This window comes from Nostoc sp. DedQUE04, from assembly GCF_034530995.1.
GTDB lineage: Bacteria > Cyanobacteriota > Cyanobacteriia > Cyanobacteriales > Nostocaceae > Nostoc.
The window spans coordinates 20764-42725 of sequence record NZ_JAVRCA010000035.1; the positions used below are offsets into that span (position 1 = coordinate 20764).

At 41.3% G+C, this 21962-nt stretch carries 15 protein-coding genes; 11 read left to right on the top strand and 4 right to left on the bottom strand.

Going from position 1 to position 21962, the window contains the following annotated elements; genetic code table 11:
* The 5 genes from RM049_RS22270 to RM049_RS22290 all read left to right on the top strand — a co-directional run.
* Positions 1-5153 (top strand): putative Ig domain-containing protein (locus RM049_RS22270; protein ID WP_322705712.1); only part of this gene is annotated, 5153 nt, incomplete at its 5' end.
* A gap of 292 nt (positions 5154-5445) precedes the next feature.
* A complete protein-coding gene (locus RM049_RS22275) occupies positions 5446-5835 on the top strand; it encodes a DUF1499 domain-containing protein (RefSeq protein WP_322705713.1) in 390 nt (129 codons plus the stop codon).
* Positions 5836-6105: 270 nt separating this feature from the next.
* Positions 6106-6771, top strand: coding sequence for a DUF1345 domain-containing protein (locus tag RM049_RS22280; RefSeq protein WP_322705714.1), 666 nt, complete (start codon positions 6106-6108; stop codon positions 6769-6771).
* Positions 6772-6886: 115 nt separating this feature from the next.
* Positions 6887-7132, top strand: coding sequence for a ChaB family protein (locus tag RM049_RS22285; protein ID WP_322700695.1), 246 nt, complete (start codon positions 6887-6889; stop codon positions 7130-7132).
* Positions 7133-7424: 292 nt separating this feature from the next.
* Positions 7425-7991, top strand: coding sequence for a GNAT family N-acetyltransferase (locus RM049_RS22290; RefSeq protein ID WP_322705715.1), 567 nt, complete (start codon positions 7425-7427; stop codon positions 7989-7991).
* 18 nt (positions 7992-8009) lie between these two features.
* On the opposite strand, the gene RM049_RS22295 is transcribed toward RM049_RS22290, so the two are convergent.
* The 3 genes from RM049_RS22295 to RM049_RS22305 form a co-directional block, all read right to left on the bottom strand.
* Positions 8010-8492: a cupin domain-containing protein gene (locus RM049_RS22295; RefSeq protein ID WP_322705716.1), complete on the bottom strand. Its 483-nt coding sequence runs from the start codon at positions 8490-8492 to the stop codon at positions 8010-8012.
* Between the two features lie 262 nt (positions 8493-8754).
* Positions 8755-8922, bottom strand: coding sequence for a hypothetical protein (locus RM049_RS22300; RefSeq protein WP_322705717.1), 168 nt, complete (start codon positions 8920-8922; stop codon positions 8755-8757).
* Positions 8923-9053: 131 nt separating this feature from the next.
* Positions 9054-14096 carry a PAS domain S-box protein gene (locus RM049_RS22305; RefSeq protein ID WP_322705718.1) on the bottom strand — a complete coding sequence of 1681 codons (5043 nt, stop codon included), beginning with the start codon at positions 14094-14096 and terminating at the stop codon, positions 9054-9056.
* Positions 14097-14881: 785 nt separating this feature from the next.
* Here RM049_RS22305 and RM049_RS22310 point away from each other — a divergent pair.
* From RM049_RS22310 to RM049_RS22335, 6 genes are all read left to right on the top strand, one after another.
* The gene (locus RM049_RS22310; protein WP_322705719.1) at positions 14882-15886 is read left to right on the top strand and encodes an ABC transporter ATP-binding protein; all 1005 of its coding nucleotides are present in this window, start codon (positions 14882-14884) and stop codon (positions 15884-15886) included.
* The gene (locus tag RM049_RS22315) at positions 15887-16699 is read left to right on the top strand and encodes an ABC transporter permease (protein ID WP_322705720.1); all 813 of its coding nucleotides are present in this window, start codon (positions 15887-15889) and stop codon (positions 16697-16699) included.
* Positions 16700-16914: 215 nt separating this feature from the next.
* Positions 16915-18702, top strand: coding sequence for a GldG family protein (locus tag RM049_RS22320; protein WP_322705721.1), 1788 nt, complete (start codon positions 16915-16917; stop codon positions 18700-18702).
* Positions 18703-18823: 121 nt separating this feature from the next.
* A complete protein-coding gene (locus RM049_RS22325) occupies positions 18824-19468 on the top strand; it encodes a DUF4340 domain-containing protein (RefSeq protein ID WP_322705722.1) in 645 nt (214 codons plus the stop codon).
* Positions 19469-19564: 96 nt separating this feature from the next.
* Positions 19565-20419, top strand: a complete 855-nt coding sequence (purU, locus tag RM049_RS22330; RefSeq protein ID WP_322705723.1) for a formyltetrahydrofolate deformylase — start codon at positions 19565-19567, stop codon at positions 20417-20419.
* A gap of 12 nt (positions 20420-20431) precedes the next feature.
* Entirely contained in the window at positions 20432-20833 is a 402-nt protein-coding gene (locus tag RM049_RS22335) for a nuclease A inhibitor family protein (protein ID WP_322705724.1), read from the top strand.
* Positions 20834-20899: 66 nt separating this feature from the next.
* Here RM049_RS22335 and RM049_RS22340 read toward each other — a convergent pair whose 3' ends face one another.
* Complete coding sequence (locus RM049_RS22340; RefSeq protein ID WP_322682629.1) at positions 20900-21745, bottom strand: DNA/RNA non-specific endonuclease; 846 nt, start codon at positions 21743-21745, stop codon at positions 20900-20902.
* Between the last annotated feature and the right edge of the window lie 217 nt (positions 21746-21962).

Consider the following 21962-nt stretch of genomic DNA (forward strand, 5'->3'; position numbering starts at 1 on the left):
TACGTTACAACAGCAATGGTAGTCTCGACACCAGCTTTGGTACTGCTGGCAAGGTTACTACTAACTTGGGCAGTACTGACATAGGCTACAGCATTACCTTGCAAGACGATGGCAAGATTTTGGTGGCAGGAAAGCGCGGTAATGATTTTGCTGTGGTACGTTACAACAGCAATGGTAGTCTCGACACCAGCTTTGGTACTGCTGGCAAGGTAATTACTGATATTGGTACTAATACCACAGACACCGCCTACAGCATTGCCCTGCAAGACGATGGCAAGATTCTGTTAGCGGGAGTGAGTAGTAGTAACTTTGCTGTAGTACGTTATGACAGCAATGGAAGTCTTGACACCAGCTTTGGTACTGCTGGCAAGGTAATTACTGATATTGGTACTAATACCACAGACACCGCCTACAGCATTGCCCTGCAAGACGATGGCAAGATTCTGTTAGCGGGAGTGAGTAGTAGTAACTTTGCTGTAGTACGTTACGACAGCAATGGAAGTCTCGACACCAGCTTTGGTACTGCTGGCAAGGTCATTACTAACTTGGGCGGTACTGACATAGCTTACAGCGTTAGCGTGCAAGCTAATGGCAAAATTATTGTGGCGGGTTCGAGTAACAATAACTTTGCTTTAGTACGTTACAACAGCAATGGTACTCTTGACACTGATTTCAACACTACTGGCATTATCACTACTGATATCGGCACAAAGACTACTGATAATGCCTATGCTCTCACCCAACACGATGGTACGATAATAGTCGCGGGAATAAGCGCCAATAACTTTGCTGTGGCACGTTACAGGGTTAACCAAAATCCAGTACTAGTGAAGGAAATCGCAGACAAAGAGACTCCAGAAGACATAAATTTCAACTTCACAATCTCAGATAGCTTCCAAGATCAAGATCCTGAAGACACTCTCGCTTACACTGCCACTCTCGAAAACGGCGGCTCTCTACCGAGTTGGTTGAGTTTTAATGCTGCAACCAAAACCTTCAGTGGCACTCCCTTAAATGCAAACGTGGGTAGCTTAAACATTAAAGTTACTGCCACGGATACTTATCTTGCTCAAGTCAGTGATGTGTTTACGCTCACCGTTAATAACGTCAACGATGCGCCAGAGGTGGCGAATGAAATTGCTAACCAACAAGCAACAGAAGACACACTTTTCACCTTCATTATCCCAGACAACACCTTTAAGGATGTTGATGCTGGCGACACTCTCACCTACACTGCCACTCTCGAAAACGGCGACTCTCTACCGAGTTGGTTAACCTTCAATGCTGCAACCAAAACCTTCAGTGGCACTCCCTTAAATGCAAACGTGGGTAGCTTAAACATTAAAGTTACTGCCACGGATACTTATCTTGCTCAAGTCAGTGATGTGTTTACGCTCACCGTTAATAACGTCAACGATGCGCCAGAGGTGGCGAATGAAATTGCTAACCAACAAGCAACAGAAGACACACTTTTCACCTTCATTATCCCAGACAACACCTTTAAGGATGTTGATGCTGGCGACACTCTCACCTACACTGCCACTCTCGAAAACGGCGACTCTCTACCGAGTTGGTTAACCTTCAATGCTGCAACCAAAACCTTCAGTGGCACTCCCTTAAATGCAAACGTGGGTAGCTTAAACATTAAAGTTACTGCCACGGATTTAGCTCTTGCTCAAATCAGTGATGTGTTTACGCTCACTGTTAACAACACCAACGATCCGCCAGAGGTATTTCAGGCGATCGCTCCTCAACAAGCAACAGAAGACACACTTTTCACCTTCATTATCCCAGACAACACCTTCATTGATGTCGATGCTGGCGATAGCCTCACTTACACCGCCACTCTGGAAAACGGCGGCTCTCTACCGAGTTGGTTGAGTTTTAATGCTGCAACCAAAACCTTCAGTGGCACTCCCTTAAATGCAAACGTGGGTAGCTTAAACATTAAAGTTACTGCCACGGATACTTATCTTGCTCAAGTCAGTGATGTGTTTACGCTCACCGTTAATAACGTCAACGATGCGCCAGAGGTGGCGAATGAAATTGCTAACCAACAAGCAACAGAAGACACACTTTTCACCTTCATTATCCCAGACAACACCTTTAAGGATGTTGATGCTGGCGACACTCTCACCTACACTGCCACTCTCGAAAACGGCGACTCTCTACCGAGTTGGTTAACCTTCAATGCTGCAACCAAAACCTTCAGTGGCACTCCCTTAAATGCAAACGTGGGTAGCTTAAACATTAAAGTTACTGCCACGGATACTTATCTTGCTCAAGTCAGTGATGTGTTTACGCTCACCGTTAATAACGTCAACGATGCGCCAGAGGTGGCGAATGAAATTGCTAACCAACAAGCAACAGAAGACACACTTTTCACCTTCATTATCCCAGACAACACCTTTAAGGATGTTGATGCTGGCGACACTCTCACCTACACTGCCACTCTCGAAAACGGCGACTCTCTACCGAGTTGGTTAACCTTCAATGCTGCAACCAAAACCTTCAGTGGCACTCCCTTAAATGCAAACGTGGGTAGCTTAAACATTAAAGTTACTGCCACGGATTTAGCTCTTGCTCAAATCAGTGATGTGTTTACGCTCACTGTTAACAACACCAACGATCCGCCAGAGGTATTTCAGGCGATCGCAGACAAAGAAGCAACAGAAGACACGGTTTTCAATTTTACTATCCCAGACAACACCTTTAAGGATGTCGATGCTGGCGACACTCTCGCCTACACTGCCACTCTCGACAACGACGATCCACTCCCCAGTTGGTTAACCTTCAATGCTGCAACCAAAACCTTCAGTGGCACTCCCTTAAATGCAAACGTGGGTAGCTTAAACATTAAAGTTACTGCTACGGATACTTATCTTGCTCAAATCAGTGATGTGTTTACACTCACCGTTAACAATGTCAACGATCCGCCAGAGGTGATGAACGAAATTGCAAACCAAGAAGCAATAGAAGACACGGTTTTCAATTTCACTTTCTCAGAAGACACCTTCATTGATGTCGATGCTGGCGATAGCCTCACTTACACCGCCACTCTCGAAAACGGCGACTCTCTACCGAGTTGGTTAACCTTCAATGCTGCTACCAAAACCTTTAATGGCACTCCCTTAAATGCAGATGTGAGTAACTTCAACATTAAAGTTACTGCTAGGGATATTTTTGGGGTTGAAGTCAGTGATGATTTTGCACTTACTGTTAAGAACGTTAACGATGCACCAGAGTTAGTTGAGGCGATCGCTAATCGAAAGGTACTCATAAATACGCAGTTCAATTTTACGATCCCAGAAAATACCTTCATTGATATTGATGCTGGCGATAGCCTCACCTACACTGCTACTCTCGAAAACGGCGATCCACTGCCCAGTTGGCTAACTTTTAATTCTGCTACCCGGAACTTTAGTGGTACTCCAACGATGGAGAATTTGGGTAATCAGAATATCAAAGTCACTGTCAAGGATATTTCTGGGGATGAAGTTAGTGATGTGTTTGTATTGACAGTTGCTAAGTTCAATAGTGCACCAATTGTAGATCGGGCGATCGCTGACCAAAAGGCTACAGCAAAAACTACTTTTAACTTCACCATTCCTGAAAACACTTTTAGCGATGTGGATCTTGAAGATACCCTGACCTACACTGCTACCTTAGACAATGGCGATCCACTACCTAGTTGGTTAAGCTTCAATGCTAACGAGCTTACCTTCAGCGGCACTCCTACGAATGATAATGTGGGTAGCTTAAACATTAAAGTCACCGCCACAGATCCAGCTCTTGCTGAAATTAGTGATGTATTTGCACTCACAATTGCTAAAGCTAACAATCCACCAATTGTAGAGCAGGCGATCGCTGACCAAAAAGTTACGGCAGAAACTACCTTTAACTTCACTATCCCTGAAAACACCTTTAGCGATGTAGATATTGAAGATACCCTAACCTACACTGCTACCTTAGACAATGGCGATCCACTACCTAGTTGGTTAAGCTTCAATCCTAACAAGCGTACTTTCAGCGGCACTCCTACGAATAATAATTTGGGTAGCTTGAACATCAAAGTTACTGCCAAAGATTCGGTTGGGGCTGAAGTCAGTGATGTGTTTGCACTCACCATTGCTCAAGGAATTACTGCTGAGACTAAATCAATCAGCCTACTCACAAGAATTACAGGTGATATCTTTACGATCAAAAATCAAGTTAACGGGGAAAAAGCCAAACTCTCAGTCAAGATTAAAAGCAACACTTCTGAAGAAGTCAATGAACTGGGTGTATTTGTCGTTGACGATGCAGAAGGTCGGATTAATGGCGTAGCCCCTGGTGCTGCAAATTACACCGAACTAGCTCTCCAACGGGCAACAGTGCTTCTTTCATCTCTTGCCAAATTACCCAATGGTTTTAATCCCACTGACCTCAGCAGGCTACTGGAATTCAATTCTGAGAGCAACCTAAGATTTTATTTAATCCGTAGCAGCACTACTCAGGCAGTGCTATCTGGACAAACCCCGTTTTCTCAGGTGCTTTTTTCCTTAGATACGAATGTGGATGATACAGGGTTCTCTCTCAACTTCCAGAATTTGGTTGTCAAGATTGCAGCAACAGAGCAAAATCCACCTCTAGGTACTGGTCTTCAAGGAAAATATGAACCCGAACTAATTGATTTACGGGATGTGAAACAATTGGTGAAAGCCGAATTTGTAGTTCATAGAGAAGCAGCTTTTAACAACTTTGTCGGCTTTTATCAGATAACTGATGAGAATGGTGGCATCGATACCAATGGCGATGGTACAGCAGATGTGCTGGTTGGACAGGCGGGTTATACTCAGGCAGCTATTAGTCACCGTGTCGCTGGTATTGATTTGAGTGTAGCTAACGAAGGTACAGCAACTTTCACAGGTAATTTCCAACCTGGTGCTATTTTCGTCCCATTTATCATCGTTAATGCCGGGACTGATGCAATTCTTGATAGCAATACCAATAACGATCCGGCAGTTTACTTCTCCTTCTTGGGTGCTAACACTGACAAAGCAGATCATATTCGCCTATTAGGGAATAACGCTTTTGGCTTTGAGGATTTGGCTAATGGCGGCGATCGAGATTACAACGATTTGATTGTCCGAGTTAATTTGAGTATCGCCTAGTCTGAAGTAACTTGGTATAGGTGTAATATAGCCTGTAAGCTTTATTGAGCAAAGAATACAGGTTTTTTTATGAAAAATTGTAGGTTGGGTAAAGCAAGGCGCAACCTAACAAAGTTATGAAAATGTTGGGTTTTTGGCGCTAACCCAAGCGTATTGAATCATAAAGAGCGATCGCATCACCGATGTTTTAGTGAATCTGTCATTTGCTAGAAGATGCGATTACGCCAAAATATTACAGTGATTCAAACAAATGTGTGAGAGTATATTTATTCACTCACCCGGAGACATAATTATGGTTTTTGCTGGCAAACGACCAAATAATTTAGGTATTAGCAACGGGAAATTAACACCCTGTCCTAATTCCCCCAATTGCGTTTCTAGTCAGAGTACAGATGCATCTCATCAAATTGCACCACTGACTTTTACATCTATTCCAGAACAAGCGATTACTAATCTTAAACAGATTATTGAGTCTTTACCAAGAACCAAAATCATTACTGAAAGTAAAGATTATTTATATGCAGAATTTAAAAGTGCTTTACTGGGATTTGTCGATGATGTAGAATTCTATCTAGACCGGACTGCAAATCTTATCCATGTGCGTTCAGCTTCACGTTTAGGTCAAAGCGATTTGGGTGTTAATCGTAAACGCATAGAGACGATTAGAGCCAAGTTCCAATAATTTTTAATTGAACTAAGGGCTGGAGATTAAAGACTGGGAAGATAAAGAAGTAGTTGGACAAAATTAATTACACAATGTCATTGCAAGTGAGACATTTTCAGAGTATTGGATTGATTCACTGAGTTTGCAATGGTTGTAAATATTTTTGTCCATCTACTTATGTGGATTCAGACTATTGTAAAATCTGGAATGACGATTGTGTAATGTGGTGTAGTGTTTCACCAAAAATTATGAATTACGAATTAGTTAAACTCTGCGATCGCAATATTTGTGAAATTTAATTTATTTAAAAACTTTGACTCTCGACCCCGATTAATTATTGCTGTCGGACTCGCTGTATTAGTTTCAGTAATCCTGCCGCATTCTCTGCACTTACCTACTCGCATTCTCTGTGCTTGGAACTCCGGTATTGACTTTTTCTTAGCGATAACGTGGTGGAAAATGATTAAGGCTAACCCAGAAAAAATTCGCCGTTATGCTGAGAGTGAATATGAAGGACATTTGGCTATATTTATGCTGGTAATTGCTGCGGCTTGTGCGAGTGTTTTAGCTATTGGGTTTTTACTTGATAAAAAAGGATTGTCAATAATTCAGCTTACCCTACACGTTGTACTTTCAATTATGACCATTATCGGTTCCTGGTTATTAGTGCATACGATGTTTGCAGTGCAATATGCGCACAGTTATTATAAATATATTAATCGTAATCATAGTGAAGAAATCACTAGAGGTTTAGATTTTCCTCATAACGACTATCCAGACTACTGGGAATTTTTATATTATTCATTTGTAGTCGGCATGACCAGTCAAGTTTCAGATGTGCAGACAACATCACCCGATATGAGGCGCTTGACTTTGTTACATGGCATATTATCTTTCTTTTTCAATACCACAATTTTAGCTATGAGTATTAACATTATTGCATCGCTGATTTAAAAATTGTTTGACTCAGCCAAAAGTATGATTATTTGCTTCTCTACTTAGAGAAGGAGGAAATTAGATTACCTGTTCTTTAGCATGGACTCAAGTTGAGATAATTCGGAGTAAGTTCATGCCTTATAACAAAATAGATGAATTAACGGAAGAAATCAAAGGACAACTGCCTGAACACGCACAACAGATTTTTATTGCGGCATTTAATGCTGCTGAAAGTGATGGTTCGAGTGAAGAGGGTGCGCGTGATATTGCCTGGAATAGTGTAAAAAATGAATACGAACCAGGCAATGATGGTAAATGGCAGAGAAAGCCTGAAGACACTGCGATACATAATAAAGCTGTTGTATCTGGTGGGAACTAAATAAATCTCACCTGTGGATAACTATCTAATCTCAAGGGTCTTATAAGGGTTTAAGGGGAATTTTATTCTTAGAAAACAGAGATAAAATTCCTCTTTTTTTCAAAACTTATGTCAGAATATAGATGTTTTGACAACTTATATTAATAGCTGCTATAAAAAATATTCTGTCTATACAACTCGTATTTGATTGCGTGAAAAAACTCAGTACACATTTATTCCTTCTTCCCTATTCCCTATTCCCTCCCTACGCAAATAATTTCTCCGAATCAAAGCGGATTCCTATATACAAGATATGCTGATTAGAAAAGGCGAAATATCTATTCGTCTCATGCAAGATGAAATGTATGATTATGAGTTGATGGCAAAATGGTTAACTAATGCAAAAGTTTTAGAATTTTATGAAGGAAGAGATAATTTTTTCCCTTTAGAAAGAATTATAGAAACGTACAAACCGATGGTTAGGGGAGATGAGGCGGTTATTCCTTGCCTCCTCTACTATCAAAATATTCCCATTGGTTATTTGCAGTATTGTACACTTAATGACTTATCGGAAACTGATAGACAATTGTATCATCTCGACCAAACCGATCGTGTGTATGCGATTGACTTGTTCATCGGCGAAACCGACTATTGGAACAAGGGAATTGGTACAAAAATGCTATCAGTATTTATCAACTATCTTTTTGAACAGTGTCAAGCTCAGAAAATTGTTATAGATCCGCACGTTGACAATTATCGTGCTATTCGCTGTTATGAAAAATGTGGTTTTGTGAAAGTAAAGCTATTGCCAACACATGAACTGCATGAAGGAGAATACTCAGATTGTTGGCTCATGGCAATAGAGCCAAAGAAATCATGAGGAAATGCATTCTACCTGTTATGCCTTCTTACCTGCTACTGGTTCAGCTATATTTTCCATATCGACCAGATTCCACTTTAAACCTTTGCTCCTATATATACGCTTCTGCAAATTTGGATAATCACCGATATCATGCTCTAGCCTTTGACCAACTACTATGCATTTGAATATAGAATTGCCCGTGTTTTTCAGCTTGTGCGGCTTACCACCAGCACGATATCCAATAAAATCTCCTGCTTTAACTGGATAAACACTTTCTCCAATTGTTGCCTCAGCTTCTCCCTCAAGAATGTATACGCACTCTTCTTCGTGATAGTGCATATGAAGTTCCGTTGATTCACGTCCAGGCTCTACTTCAATGATGTGGAAACCGATATTTTTTAAACCTGTCAAATCCCCTAAAGACTTATTTAGTCTGCGAGCATTGGAGTTGAGAAAATGTGTTTTTTCTAGTCCTTCATAAGACTCAATCTCTTCTTTGGTGACTAAATACTTTTCCATTTCTTGATACCAAGGTGTTAAGAAAATTTGATGGTGAATAAACGAGGGGCCTAAAGATGAATTAAGACGGAAGTTAAAACAGGTTCAAGGGTTCCATCTCAGCAAAAGCGATGCCTACGGTGGTAAACTACGCTTCTATTTGTGGATGGGATTATATCATCACCTCGTTATTAAGTGCAACTTCACAGAAATTGGTATCATTTAATGTCTGACTGGATACCGAGAGTAGTACATGAATTTAGATCGTAAGTACGTTACTCAATTAACTCGCGTATTCCCAGTCACTAAGTAACTCATGTTGTTGGACTATTTTATAGGATTTACGAAATGGTACTTTGGGAGTACCAATACTCCTACCAGGAAAAGACTGCTTTTTCGTCTTGGTAGGTCTATTTTCTAGGGTTGTTGAACTGAACTGTTGGGTTTTCATTGGTAAATAAATCTCTGATTAAAACCTGAGCATTAATTTATAACATCAATTTGCAAATGGCAAATTTCTAAAGAAAAATAAAAAATATATATTTAATTTCTAAAGGAAAGAAGAGAAATTGAAGAGTTTATTTACTCTGAAGGTGAAGTGCGCCCAATGAGACTAACGATCGCTGCGGCTAAATCTGCTGGATCGACGGGTTTAGGTAGATGTTTTTGAAATCCTGCTGCCATTGCTTGGTTGTAGTTAATTTCTCCTGCATAAGCAGTCAAAGCGATCGCCGGAATTTGTCCGCCTTGCTCTGGTGGTAATTTTCTCACTTCGCCCAGCAACATATAGCCATCCATGAAGGGCATTCCAATATCGCTTAAGAGGATATCTGGCTGGGATTGCACTAATGTTTGCAGCGCTTCATCTGCTGATTCAACTGCTGTCACTGTCGCGCCATATTGTTCCAGCACAAAGCTAAAAAACTCTCGCACATCGGCTTGATCGTCCACAAGCAGGATTTGTACTCCAGCCAGTAATGTCTCGTCAGTACTGAGTTCTGTTTGAGAAGCCTCACTACTTCTAACTCGCAACTGAGAATTTTTGAGCAAAGGTAGTTTAACTGTGAAGGTAGCTCCTTGTCCTTCTCCTGGACTCTCTGCCTGAACTGTGCCACCGTGAAGTTCTACCAGATGACGCACAATTGCCAGTCCCAATCCCAATCCGCCAAATACTCTGGTTGTCTTAGCATCTGCTTGCCGGAAGTAATCAAAGACGTAGGGCAAAAATTCTGGGTTAATTCCTTTACCTGTATCAATTACCTGGATTTGGGCATCTAAACCAACTTGCTCTAGACGCACTTCTACAAGTCCATTCGTAGGTGTGAATTTAACGGCATTGGAGAGGAGATTCCAGATCACTTGTTGCAAGCGATCGCCATCGCCGAGAACTTTGCCGATATCATTACTTAAGATGATTTGAATTTGAATCGATTTGGCTTCTGCTGCTAAACGCACCGTTTCTAATGCAGATGCGATCGCTATTTTCAAATCCACTGCATGGAGATTTAACCTAACCTTACCTTGCAAAATCCGGGAAACATCAAGTAAATCTCCAATCAATTGGGTTTGTAACTTGGCATTCCGCTCGATTGTTTCCAATGCCCGGATTTTAGTAGCTTCGTCGAACTTGCGGGTTCTGAGTAACTTTGCCCACCCTAAAATTGGATTCAAGGGAGTTCGGAGTTCGTGGGAAAGCACAGCGAGAAATTCATCCTTAATCCGGTTGGCTGTCTCGGCTTCTGCCCTGGCAGTCTTTTCAGCTTCGTAAAGTTGAGCGCGGGCGATCGCTTGCGCACACTGTTGTCCCAGTGTCAACATAAATCCCCGGTCTTCTTCATTAAATATTTGTCCAGTAGTAAAGCTTAATCCCAGTGCGCCAATTACTTTACCTTCTACTACCAAGGGAATGGAAGCCCAGGCATTATTCGCCATAACAGTCACAACATCTGCTAAGTTGGGATATCTAGCAATCATGGCTGCTAAATTTTCTAAAAAAATCGGCTGCCCAGTTCTGACTGTTTCTGCTATTTGGTTAGGTGCTGTAATCGGAAAAGTTGTCAAAGTATTTATCAGCGTTTGCGGATAGCCAATTGCTTGCACAACATTTAGGGTAGTATTTGCCTCAGTAAGTAAGACAACGGAACCACCAGTAGCTTTCAAGGCGGCAATGCCTTGGTTTACCACTACATCAGCTACCTGTTGGGGAGTTAAGGCTTCTGAGAAGGCAGCAGTTATTCTTTGTAAAAGTATGGTGCGATTGACAGACCGTTGAGTTTCCTGGTAGAGTCTGGCGTTGTCGATGGCTGTCGCCGCCCGCCGAGCGATATCTTCTGCTAAAGCCAAGTCTGTTTGTTGGTAGTATCTACCTGACTCGGCGGTAAAAAAAGAGATTGCTCCAAATAATTGCCCGCGAGAACGAACTGGAATCACCATCAGAGAACGAATACCCAAACTTTGCAGTAATTGCAGATGTTCGTTGTCTTCAGACATCACAAGAAGATGTGAGTCAGATAATTCGGGATAAAAGACAGATATACCTAAGTGTAGCTGCCGTACAAGCTGTTTGGCTTTGGTTCTGGGTCGATAACGCCGACGGATTTGGTCTAAAATGTTTAGTTTTGTGGAATCGGCAATTGCGATCGCAATTTGTTTACTTGACCAATCTTCCTGGAAGACATCTACAATACACAAGTCGGCTAAAGTTGGAACTGCTAGATTTGCCACATTTTCTAAAGTTACTTCATAATCCAATGAGGCAGCTAGTAAGGTGCTGGCTTCGACTAAAAAGTTTTGTGTGGCTTCAATTCGTTTGCGGTGGCTAATATCCTCAATAATCCCTAATGCATACATTGGTTGTCCCTTCGCATTCCAAACTGCTGATGAAGTTAAGTTTGCCCAAACGATAGAACCATCTTTGCGGATGTAGCGCTTCTCTAAGGAATATCCACTAATTTCTTTTGCTAAAACTCGCCGAGCATTTTCCAAATCAACTTCTAAGTCGTCAGGGTGGGTAATTTCCTGAAAGTTCATTTGCATTAACTCTTCATGGCTATACCCAGTAATTTCGCATAGGGCAGGATTAACTTGCAGAAATCGTCCATCCAACCCTACTAGAGTAATACCGACAGCTGCTTGATTGAACATTGCCCGAAACCTTTCTTCGCTTTCTCGCAAAGCAACTTCTGTTTGCTTGGCTGCTGTCACCTCTGCCAAAATAATGCCAATTCCTACCGTTTCACCCATTGCGTTATCAACTGGGTAATAGTTGCCGAGCCAGTAACCGTAACGTCCTAGTTGTCCTCTTGTCTCACCACTGATTTCCATATTCAGTAGGGGTTCTCCAGTATCTAACACGCGCTGTAACTGTGGCTCTAACTCAGCCGCCATCGCTGGCAAAACTTCCCTAAATTTGCATCCTAGATGTTCTTCTATAGTTAAACCGTTAATGTCAGCGAAAACTTGATTAATGCGGATATATCGCAGTTCTCGATCCAAAAAGCATACAGCAATAGGAGCTGCTTCTAGCAGCGCATCTAGAAGAGATAGAGATTCGGCATAATGAACTAAAGCTTGGTGGATGTCTCGATAAAGTTGGGCATTTTCCACTGCTAAGGCAGCACGATGAGTAATCTCTGTTGCTAAAGTTAGGTCAGTGCGATCGTAGCGACGATCCGATCGGGTGTTGATAAAGGTAATACAGCCGAGTATCCGCCCTTTTGCGATTAACGGCACAATCATTACAGACTTCATCCCCAATTGCCGAACAAGTTCTAAGTGTTCCTGATTCTGAGTAGTTGCTACTAATAGCGAGTCAGATACCTCTGAGATCAATTCGCTTTGTCCAGTTTGCAGTACTCTAGTAATTGCACTTGCACCCTTGTAATCTGTCACATACTCCTGAAGTTTACGCGCCAACTCCGCTTTCGATGGGTCTGCATGGGCAATGGGTAGGCGGCGAATGGAACCATCTTCATTTAAAATATCAACGCTACACCAATCAGCTAGCTGAGGAACTGAGATTTTAGCGATTTGTTGTAAGGTTTGTTCATAATCTAACGAAGTAGAGAGTACACTACTAATTTGGGCGATATAGCGCAGCCTTTCCTCAGCTTGCTTGCGCTCTGTAATATCGAGAACAAAAAAAGCTCCTCGATCTACAGTCCCTTCAAAATGGCTACCACCTGCCAAAATCGGCAAGCGTGAGCCGTCTTTACGGATATATTCTTTTTGATATGGTGTGCAAAAGGGGCTGTCTTGAAATTGAGCTAGTGCTTGCTTATCGAGTGGCAGGTATTCTGTAGGAGTCAAGTTTTGCCAGTTAAGTTTTCCAGAAAGTAATTCTTCACGGGTATAACCCACCATATTCAGCAAGGCATCGTTAGCATCTGTAATCCTACCGTCTCTATGCCAGAAGCCAATACCAATCATGTTTGACTCAACTACACTGCGAAACTTCGCTTCGCTTTCTTGCAATGCTTGTTCAGTTTGTTTGAGTTGAGTAATATCAATTGAACTAATGCCTACTCCTAATAATTGCCCATTCGGCAAACACACCGGATAATAGCTGACAAGACCATAACGATATACCCCCGGAGGATAGGTTTCACCGCTTACTTCTTGGTTGAGTAAGGGCTGCCTAGTTTTCATCACTTGCTGAAAAATAGGCTCAATTTGCGCTGCCCATTCTGGTAGTACTTCCCTAAAGGTGCGACCAATATGTTGAGTTTGCGGTACACCGTTAATAGCAGCTAGCGCTTCATTCGCATGAATGTAGCGCAGTTCAGGATCGAGAAAAGCTAGCGCCACTGGTGAAGTAGTAACCCAAGCATTGAGTAAAGCCAGAGATTCATCTTTTTGCCCAATAGCTCGTTGAAGTTCCTGGTGCAACGTGGCTTTTTCTAGTTCTGCCTGCTTGCGCTCAGTAATATTTACACCTGCACAGGTAAGACCCTGAATGCTATTGTCTACATCCCTTAATGGTTCAACCAGCAAATCGTAGTAAAGGTTTTTTTCACCAATTGTCAGATAAATCTCTTCACGGGTTGAAACACCAGTTTTTAGTACCTTCTGCTTAATTGCCGTTAATTGCGCTGCTACTGAGGCGGTAAATAATTCATCATCAGACTTACCCAGCATTTCTTCAGCAGTTTCTAGACCTTGAGGATTATGAATCCACTGATATCGCAAATTGCGATCCTGCTGAAAGACGACGATATCTGAACTACTTAACGCTAATCGAAATCTTTCTTCACTAACTCTTAGCTTTTGGAGATTTTCATCCGCCCCTGTTTTAGCATTTTTTAATGCCTCACATAAGATACTAAAGAGCAATCCTTGCAATGCAAATAACCCAATTTGCACAGAATTAGATAAATCAAAACTCAGCTCATAAGCTGGAGGTAGAAAGAAGTAATTGCTCAGTAATGCAGACAATAAAGTTGCTAACAACCCTGATTTCAAACCCCCATACCAAGCACTCAACATTACAGCGCTAAAAAATAGTAGAAAAGGAGTATTATTCATGCTTAACCAAGGGTCTAGCATCAACATTAGCACTAATGCTAGTGCGACAATTAATACAACAAGGCCATAACGTAGTAACTGAGAATAATGAATATGGGGCATGAAAAGTTTTTGGAAAAACCAATACTCATTGCAGAGGCTGTACATACCCTAAGCTAGTTTTTGATTTTTAGTAACTTATCTACAGATAGATTTTTGTTGAGTTCTAAAAGTCTCTTTTGCTAGAGGTCAATGTTTTAGTTATCTGATATGTGGGGTGAAAATTTAGCTCGAACCATCAAGATAAATAACACTATTTGGCTAATTTAAAATACGAAATCCAAATACTAGCTAATTTATAACAAAAATTATCGAATAATATAGGACTCCTATTTGATTTTTTAAAAAAACTCAGTACAGCTTTATTCCTTCTTCCCAGTCCCCAGTCCCCAGTCCCTAGTCCCTACGATTAATTCAGAAATCAAATCAGATTGCTATACCTCATACCTTATAATTTCCTTGGCAAAATTTGAGTTAATCCGCCACATTTTCATCCCAAACAATACCGATTAGCTGCTAAGAAATATGACTAACAGATGCACCAACGATTTGCAAGCTGGTGAATAAATCGGCGTTCAAGTGGCTGGCTAATCTCGCCCTTGTCTGCGCTCAAAAGAGAAATGAGAAATAGTTTCTTTCAGGATACCTGCTTAGTTAACTCGACTATGGAACCAGTGAGGACACCCATCCCACAATAAAATTTGGGATGTTTTTTTATTTGGAAGTCCCTAAAGAGGTTTTTCAGGAACTTTACCCATTGTCAGCCAATCTTTGTGCCAGTCCCCCATACTCAATATTGCGATTTAAGATGATTGGGTATTCTATAATTTGCGATCGCCACTATACGGATGATTGAAGTTGAACATCTGAGTAAAATATACGGCTCTACCCCAGCGATTACTGATGTCACCTTTAGCGTCGAGCCTGGGGAAATTTTAGGGCTGTTGGGCCCCAATGGCGCTGGAAAAACCACAACCATGCGGATTCTGGCTGGTTATTTACCGGCAACCAATGGAAATGCCCGGATTGCTGGTTATGATGTCCATGAAAATTCCTTGGCTGTGCGCCAACGCATTGGTTATTTACCGGAAACACCGCCGTTATATCCAGACATGACAGTAGAGGGATTTTTGCATTTTGTCGCCCAAATTAAGGGAGTTTCAGCAGGCGATCGCCCCAATAAGGTGACAGCCGCCATCGAACGCTGCAACTTAGAAGATAAGAGGCGAGTAATTATTCGCAAACTCTCTAAAGGATACCGCCAACGTGTCGGAATTGCTCAAGCGATCGTCCACGATCCCCCAGCGATCATTTTGGATGAACCCACCGTCGGACTCGATCCCCGGCAAATAATTGAGGTGCGGAATTTAATCAAAAGCCTCGCTGGTACTCACACAATTATTCTTTCCACGCACATTCTGCCAGAAGTGAGTATGACTTGTAGCCGCGTCGCCATCATCAATCGCGGTAAGGTGGTGGCAACTAATACACCAGAAAATCTGATGACTCAGTTGACAGGCGGCTCAGGGTATGAGTTGGAAATAGAAGGAGAAGCCGCCCTAGCGAAACAGGTATTGCAAAAAGTCGCGGGTGTGAGCCTGATAGAATCAATTCCGATAGCCGGAAGTCATCAACCCCAGTCAAATCGCGCTTACCTGCGGGTGATATCGCAACCGGGAAAAGAACCAGGACGCGATATTGCCACAACATTAGTGCGTGCAGGATTTGGTTTACATGAACTGCGGCGGGTTAACGCCACCCTAGAAGACGTATTCTTGCAACTAACCACAGAAGAAAAAAATTTCGATCCTGATGTAGACTTAGCAGCAGACAAAGAAGGAGAGGCAGCGTAAATGGGTATAGTGCTGAGTAATATTATTGCCATTTATCGCCGAGAGTTACAGAGTTATTTTGTATCGCCCTTAGCTTATGCGATCGCAGGCATATTTTGGTTCATCGCCGGGTTATTCTTCGTGATGATTTTGCTAGGCCCAGACGGCATTTTGGTAGGAGTTGCGGCAATAGATGCACAAGGGCAACAACTGGGAGTACCAGTACCACCGATAGATGTCCCCTACGAATTTGTTCGGGCATTTTTGGATCGTATGGGATGGCTATTGTTGTTTATTCTGCCCATACTTTCGATGGGACTCTATGCCGAAGAACGGAAGCGCGGTACTTTAGAACTTTTAGCCACCTCACCAATCACCAATTGGGCGGTAGCTGTAGGTAAATTATTAGGCGTGATAACATTTTTTATCACAATGGTTGCACCCATGCTAGTGTTGGAAGCGATCGCCATCAGCGGCTCAAATCCACCAATGACAATCTCAATTCCCTTACTGGGTCATATTGGATTAATCTTACTAGCAGCAGCAATTTTATCTGTAGGAATGTTTATTTCTTCATTAACAGACAGCACAATTTTGTCTGCCGTTCTTACCTTTGCAGTAATCTTATTATTGTTATTGATTGATTTAATCGCCAAAATTGTCCCTGGCCCCGTAGGTGAAGCTTTAGGTTATCTATCGTTGCTGAAACATTACAACACATTAATCCAAGGCATTTTTGATACTAGCGCTTTAATTTTATTTGCCAGTTACATTTTTTTGGGCATCTTTCTTACAGCTCAATCAATTGATGCACTGCGTTTTCAAAGGCAATAGTTATATAAGTTATGAGTTAAAAGTTAAGAGTGAGGAGTTAAAGTCATCAGGACTTAAGCAAAGTAATGAAAAAACCAACTGAAAAGGAGGTATCTGCGCAGCATCTCCTAGAGAAGGGAACAAAGGAATAATAGTTTCAGAGACTCAATAACTCCTAATTCCTAACTCCTAACTCCTAACTCCTAACTCCTAATTCCTCACTTCAGTCTAATAATATGAAGATAGTTGCAAAAAAGAAACTGTGGAAATATCTGTTTTGGTTAGGCCCATTCCTAATTACTGTCGGCTTAACAGCTGGGTTAATCTCTGAACAGTGGGGATTAATTCCATTAGTATTTCTGATTGCAGGAATTGTCATCAGTGGGTTGGGGATAATATGGCAAAGTTACCAGAGTAACTGGTGGAATCGTCGTTCTACCCAAGCTGGGACAAATGCCCTAGTGGCAACTCTGGCAATATTAGCAATTTTGGGATTGATTAACTTTTTGGGAACTCGCTATCACTTGCGGGCAGACTTAACAGAGGCTCAATTATTTACCCTTGCACCTCAGTCACGTGAATTAGTAAGGGTTTTACCACAGCCAGTGAAAGTATGGGTATTTGATATTAACCAAAATTCCCAAGACAGAGAACTACTAGAAAATTATCAACGCCAAAGCTCAAAATTTAAATACGAGTATATCGACCCCCAAGCTAGACCAGGACTTGCAGAAAAGTTTGGCGTCAAAGATTATGGAGAAGTTTATTTAGAATCTGGGGATAAACGGCAATTAGTACAAACAATAAATGAAAATGAGCGCTTGTCAGAAATTAGATTAACTAGTCGCCTGCAACAACTAACAAATTCAACCACAGCTAAAGTTTACTTACTCCAAGGTCATGGCGAACGCCAACTTTCACCTGGTAAAGATGCAATATCACAAGCAGTTCAGGGATTAGGCGATAAAAATTTCACAACATCACCTCTGAATTTAGGAGAAACTTCCAAAGTTCCTCAAGATGCGGCTGTCGTAATAGTAGCTGGGCCCAAACGAGGACTGTTTGAGGGTGAAGTCAAAGCTTTGCAAGACTACCTTAATCGTGGCGGTAACTTACTGCTGATGATCGATCCTAATACCGATCCCAAACTTAACAGCTTGTTACAAGAGTGGGGTGTTCGTCTGGATAATCGTTTAGCAGTTGATGTCTCTGGCGAAAGCGTTGTCGGACTTGGCCCTGCTGCGCCCTTAGTCACAGAATACGGACAACATCCAATTACCAAAGATTTCGGTAACGGCAATTCTTTTTATCCGATTGCCCGACCACTGGAAATTAGCTCTGTGCCTGGTGTTCAGGCTACTCCACTGCTACGAACCAAACCCTACCCCAGCAGTTGGGCAGAAAGCGACCTCCAAAGCGAAAAATTAGAGTTTAATGCAGATAAAGACCTGAAAGGCCCTTTAACCTTGGGCGTTGCCTTAACAAGAAAACAAACACCCAAATCTACTTCCACTCCCCAAGTTTCACCCACACCTTCACCTCTACCATCACCAACCACTCAAAACAAGACTAGCCCGACTCCTTCCCCTTCCCCCAAGACTCCGCAAGCCTTACCATCACCAACCACTCAAAGCAAGGCTTCCCCCACTCCCCCTACCTCCCCTGCCTCCCCTGCCTCCCCTGCTCCCCCTACTCCCCCTGCCTCCCCTGCCCCTCCTTCCCCTCCTTCCCCTGCTGCCTCATCTCAAACAGCTACCGAGTCACGGTTAGTAGTTTTAGGAAATTCCGATTTTGCCACCGATGGTTTGTTTCAACAGCAATTAAATGGAGATGTATTCCTCAACTCAGTTACTTGGCTGAGTCAACAAGATCAGCAACCCCTTTCCATTCGTCCCAAAGAACCGAAAAATCGGCGGATAACCCTGACAACCACACAAGCTAATCTTTTAATATTGTCATCTCTGTTAGTTTTACCCTTAATTGGATTTGCGATCGCAGTTATTATTTGGTGGAAACGACGGTAAGAAGTAGAGACGCGATTAATCGCGTCTGTACAAGAGTTAGGAGTTAGGAGTGACAAGTAGAAACTGGAGAAGAGTTTTTTCCATGCCCAATGACAAATGACAAATGACAAATGACTAAAAAATGAAATTGCCACGAACAACTTTAATTTTGATACTGCTAGCGCTAGGTTTAGGTGGTTTTGTTTACTTCCATGAAATTCGACGTGCAACTGTACAAGAAGAAATCAAGGAGCAAAAGCAGAAAATTTTCTCTTTTAGAGAAGATGATGTGCAGTCTTTAACAGTCAAGACAAAAAAACTCACCCTGAATCTGGAACGTAACCCTGAATCTTCTAGTAAGCCCAAGTGGTTAATCAAATCTCCCGTATCGGGCCCAGCAAATGATGCTATTGTTTCTTATTTAATGGATTTATTGGTCAAAGGTAATAGCGATGCCTACGGCGGTAAACTACGCACTTTATCAACTCCAGCAAAACAGCTTGGAGAATTTGCCTTAGATCCACCCCAAGCAACTATTAATATCACCCTGAAAAATCGACAAAGCCATCAGTTGAGTTTGGGTAAATCTAACTTTAACGGTCGTTTATTGTATGCTCAAGCTGACCCTACTGCTAAACCCGATGGAAACATAAATGTGCTGTTAGTATCTACAGATTTTGCAAATGCCGTAAATCGAGAACTATCAGAGTGGAAACAACCTGTAGATAACAGTCAGAAGCTACCTGGACTCAGCACCCCTTTACCAACTCCGACAAATAGTAAATAAGCAATTACGGTTTCTGTGGTATGTTTCGGTAACGCACAATGGGTTAGCACATCTGTGCTACTCTACTTCAAATCTCACTAGTTTTTCTAAGTTCCCATGACAAATCCCACAGCAACATTGCTGATTTCCTGCCCCGATAGAAGAGGACTGGTGGCTAAATTTGCCAATTTCATCTATTCTAACGGTGGTAATATTATTCATGCAGATCAGCATACAGATTTTGCTGCTGGGTTATTCCTTACCCGGATTGAATGGCAGCTAGATGGGTTCAATTTACCGCGAGAATTTATTGCCCCGGCATTTAATGCGATCGCACAACCTTTAGGTGCTAAATGGGAATTACGTTTTTCTGATACAGTACCACGCATTGCTATTTGGGTAAGTCGGCAAGACCATTGTCTATTTGATTTAATTTGGCGACAACGCGCCAAAGAATTTGTTGCTGAAATTCCTTTAATTATTAGTAACCATTCTAATTTAAAGGTAGTGGCAGAGCAATTTAATATCGACTTTCAGCATATTCCCATAAATAAAGATAATAAATCAGAACCAGAAGCCCAACAACTAGAATTACTCCGCCAGTACAAAATAGATTTAGTTGTATTGGCGAAATATATGCAGATTGTTAGTGCAAATTTTATTAATCAATTCCCACAAATTATTAATATACATCACTCATTTTTACCAGCTTTTATCGGAGCTAATCCTTATCATCGAGCTTTTGAACGTGGTGTGAAAATTATTGGTGCAACTGCTCATTATGCTACTGCTGATTTAGATGCAGGCCCAATTATTGAACAAGATGTAGTGCGAGTAAGTCACCGTGATGAAGTTGATGATTTGGTAAGAAAAGGCAAAGATTTGGAGAGAATTGTATTAGCAAGAGCGGTGCGATCGCATTTACAAAATCGTGTATTAGTATATGGTAATAGAACAGTAGTATTTGAGTGATTTTATATCTTTATGACTAACGACATTACGGAAAAACTTAAACAAGCCTCCGATGGTTTGTTAATGATAAGTGAATCAGAGTATCCTTTTGAAGCTTTTTTGTGGTCTAATCAAGCGCAAGAACCTTTGACAAATCAAAAACTTCTCCAGTTAACAGGACATCCTCAAGAAACATCAGTTGAAGAAGTAGAACTAGATTATTTTTTTCGGAACTGTGCCCAAGAAAAAGAATGGCACGATGAAATACAACAACAAAATGTGCAAAAGTTTAAATCACTTGTCAAAAAATTAAGGGATCGCCTCACTAATATCAAGGTTTATCGCATAGGTACGATAAGTATTGATGTCTATATTGTTGGTAAAACTTCAGATAATGATTTAGGCGGAATTTCGACAAAAGTTGTAGAAACGTAACTAATCAAACATCAGCCTATCTATAATTTACAGACAGGCTTTAAGTTTTAAATGAAGTAAGTATTCTTACAAATTGTCAACTCTAGACTCAATTACACTTTGAACAGACGAAGAAACATTAGAGAGCAAATTGTAACCAGTGTTTGTTTCAATGGAATCAACACTAACTCTGTAGTTTGTCCAATTATTATTTCTAATTCCCTGTGAATTAGGCATATTCACTGCAATTACTCTTGTGTTATTAGTGACACTGCTAGCGTCAGAATTTGATGAATTTAATACTACAATAACCTTCCATGTTCTAGTCGGAACTGTAACGTTACCATTAGCAATTGTGTTTTTTGTTCCATTCGACCCAGTTCCACCAGTGCCATAGGAGCCTGAAATAATATAGAGTTCTTTCCCCTGGTTTACTAAGTCTCTAGAATAGTTTTCTAGTGCAGCCCAAGGCCCCTGATTATTATCAGGTGACTGAGGAATTATATTCGTCATTAAAAAAGTAGCAGAGTTATCGGTAATTGTATTTGTCCTATCTGCTGAAGCAGTCATGTGTCCCCTATCAAAACCGCTACCAGTGTAATCGGAAGAAGTGACTCGGTAGCAGCTTGAAGGTAATGTAGTATCTGCACGAAAATCATCTTGGCGAGGTGCGCTTCCTAGCCATGATGTGTTTAGCTGCCAACTTACCCAATTTGGTGTCCCTCTATAGCAATTGTAAGAAACTGCGTATTGAGATTTGCTCAACAAAAGATTACTGTAACTACTGCCAGCATTACTAGGATTGCCCATTCTTAGATGAACGCTTGAGGGTTGGGCTGTTAGTGGCTTTTGTAGATAATTAAGCAGAGTGAAAGATATTGCTGTTGGTACAGCAATAGGTAGAATAGCCCTGAGAAAATCAGACTTCTTCATTTGTTACTATTTATTTGTTTAAACAAACTACAATTGTCTCTGTTAAAGTTACAGAAATTCAGTAAAACTTACCAATCGCAATATAGCTATGGTTGTATAAAGAGAGGTTAAAAAACTGTAAATAGTGCGTTAACATCTAGTAATTATTTAGGTGACGATCTGAAATTAGATAATCATCTAAATAAGATGAAAAACTTATATATTATTTGCTTTAATA

Bases quoted from the DNA above. Each gene is read 5' to 3' on its own strand.
- RM049_RS22275 (WP_322705713.1), top strand. From the start codon at position 5,446: ATGGTTTTTGCTGGCAAACGACCAAATAATTTAGGTATTAGCAACGGG.
- RM049_RS22290 (WP_322705715.1), top strand. From the start codon at position 7,425: ATGCTGATTAGAAAAGGCGAAATATCTATTCGTCTCATGCAAGATGAA.
- RM049_RS22320 (WP_322705721.1), top strand. From the start codon at position 16,915: ATGAAGATAGTTGCAAAAAAGAAACTGTGGAAATATCTGTTTTGGTTA.
- RM049_RS22340 (WP_322682629.1), bottom strand. From the start codon at position 21,745: ATGAAGAAGTCTGATTTTCTCAGGGCTATTCTACCTATTGCTGTACCA.
- RM049_RS22315 (WP_322705720.1), top strand. From the start codon at position 15,887: ATGGGTATAGTGCTGAGTAATATTATTGCCATTTATCGCCGAGAGTTA.
- RM049_RS22335 (WP_322705724.1), top strand. From the start codon at position 20,432: ATGACTAACGACATTACGGAAAAACTTAAACAAGCCTCCGATGGTTTG.
- RM049_RS22310 (WP_322705719.1), top strand. From the start codon at position 14,882: ATGATTGAAGTTGAACATCTGAGTAAAATATACGGCTCTACCCCAGCG.
- RM049_RS22305 (WP_322705718.1), bottom strand. From the start codon at position 14,096: ATGCCCCATATTCATTATTCTCAGTTACTACGTTATGGCCTTGTTGTA.
- RM049_RS22295 (WP_322705716.1), bottom strand. From the start codon at position 8,492: ATGGAAAAGTATTTAGTCACCAAAGAAGAGATTGAGTCTTATGAAGGA.
- purU (WP_322705723.1), top strand. From the start codon at position 19,565: ATGACAAATCCCACAGCAACATTGCTGATTTCCTGCCCCGATAGAAGA.
- RM049_RS22325 (WP_322705722.1), top strand. From the start codon at position 18,824: ATGAAATTGCCACGAACAACTTTAATTTTGATACTGCTAGCGCTAGGT.
- RM049_RS22300 (WP_322705717.1), bottom strand. From the start codon at position 8,922: ATGAAAACCCAACAGTTCAGTTCAACAACCCTAGAAAATAGACCTACC.
- RM049_RS22285 (WP_322700695.1), top strand. From the start codon at position 6,887: ATGCCTTATAACAAAATAGATGAATTAACGGAAGAAATCAAAGGACAA.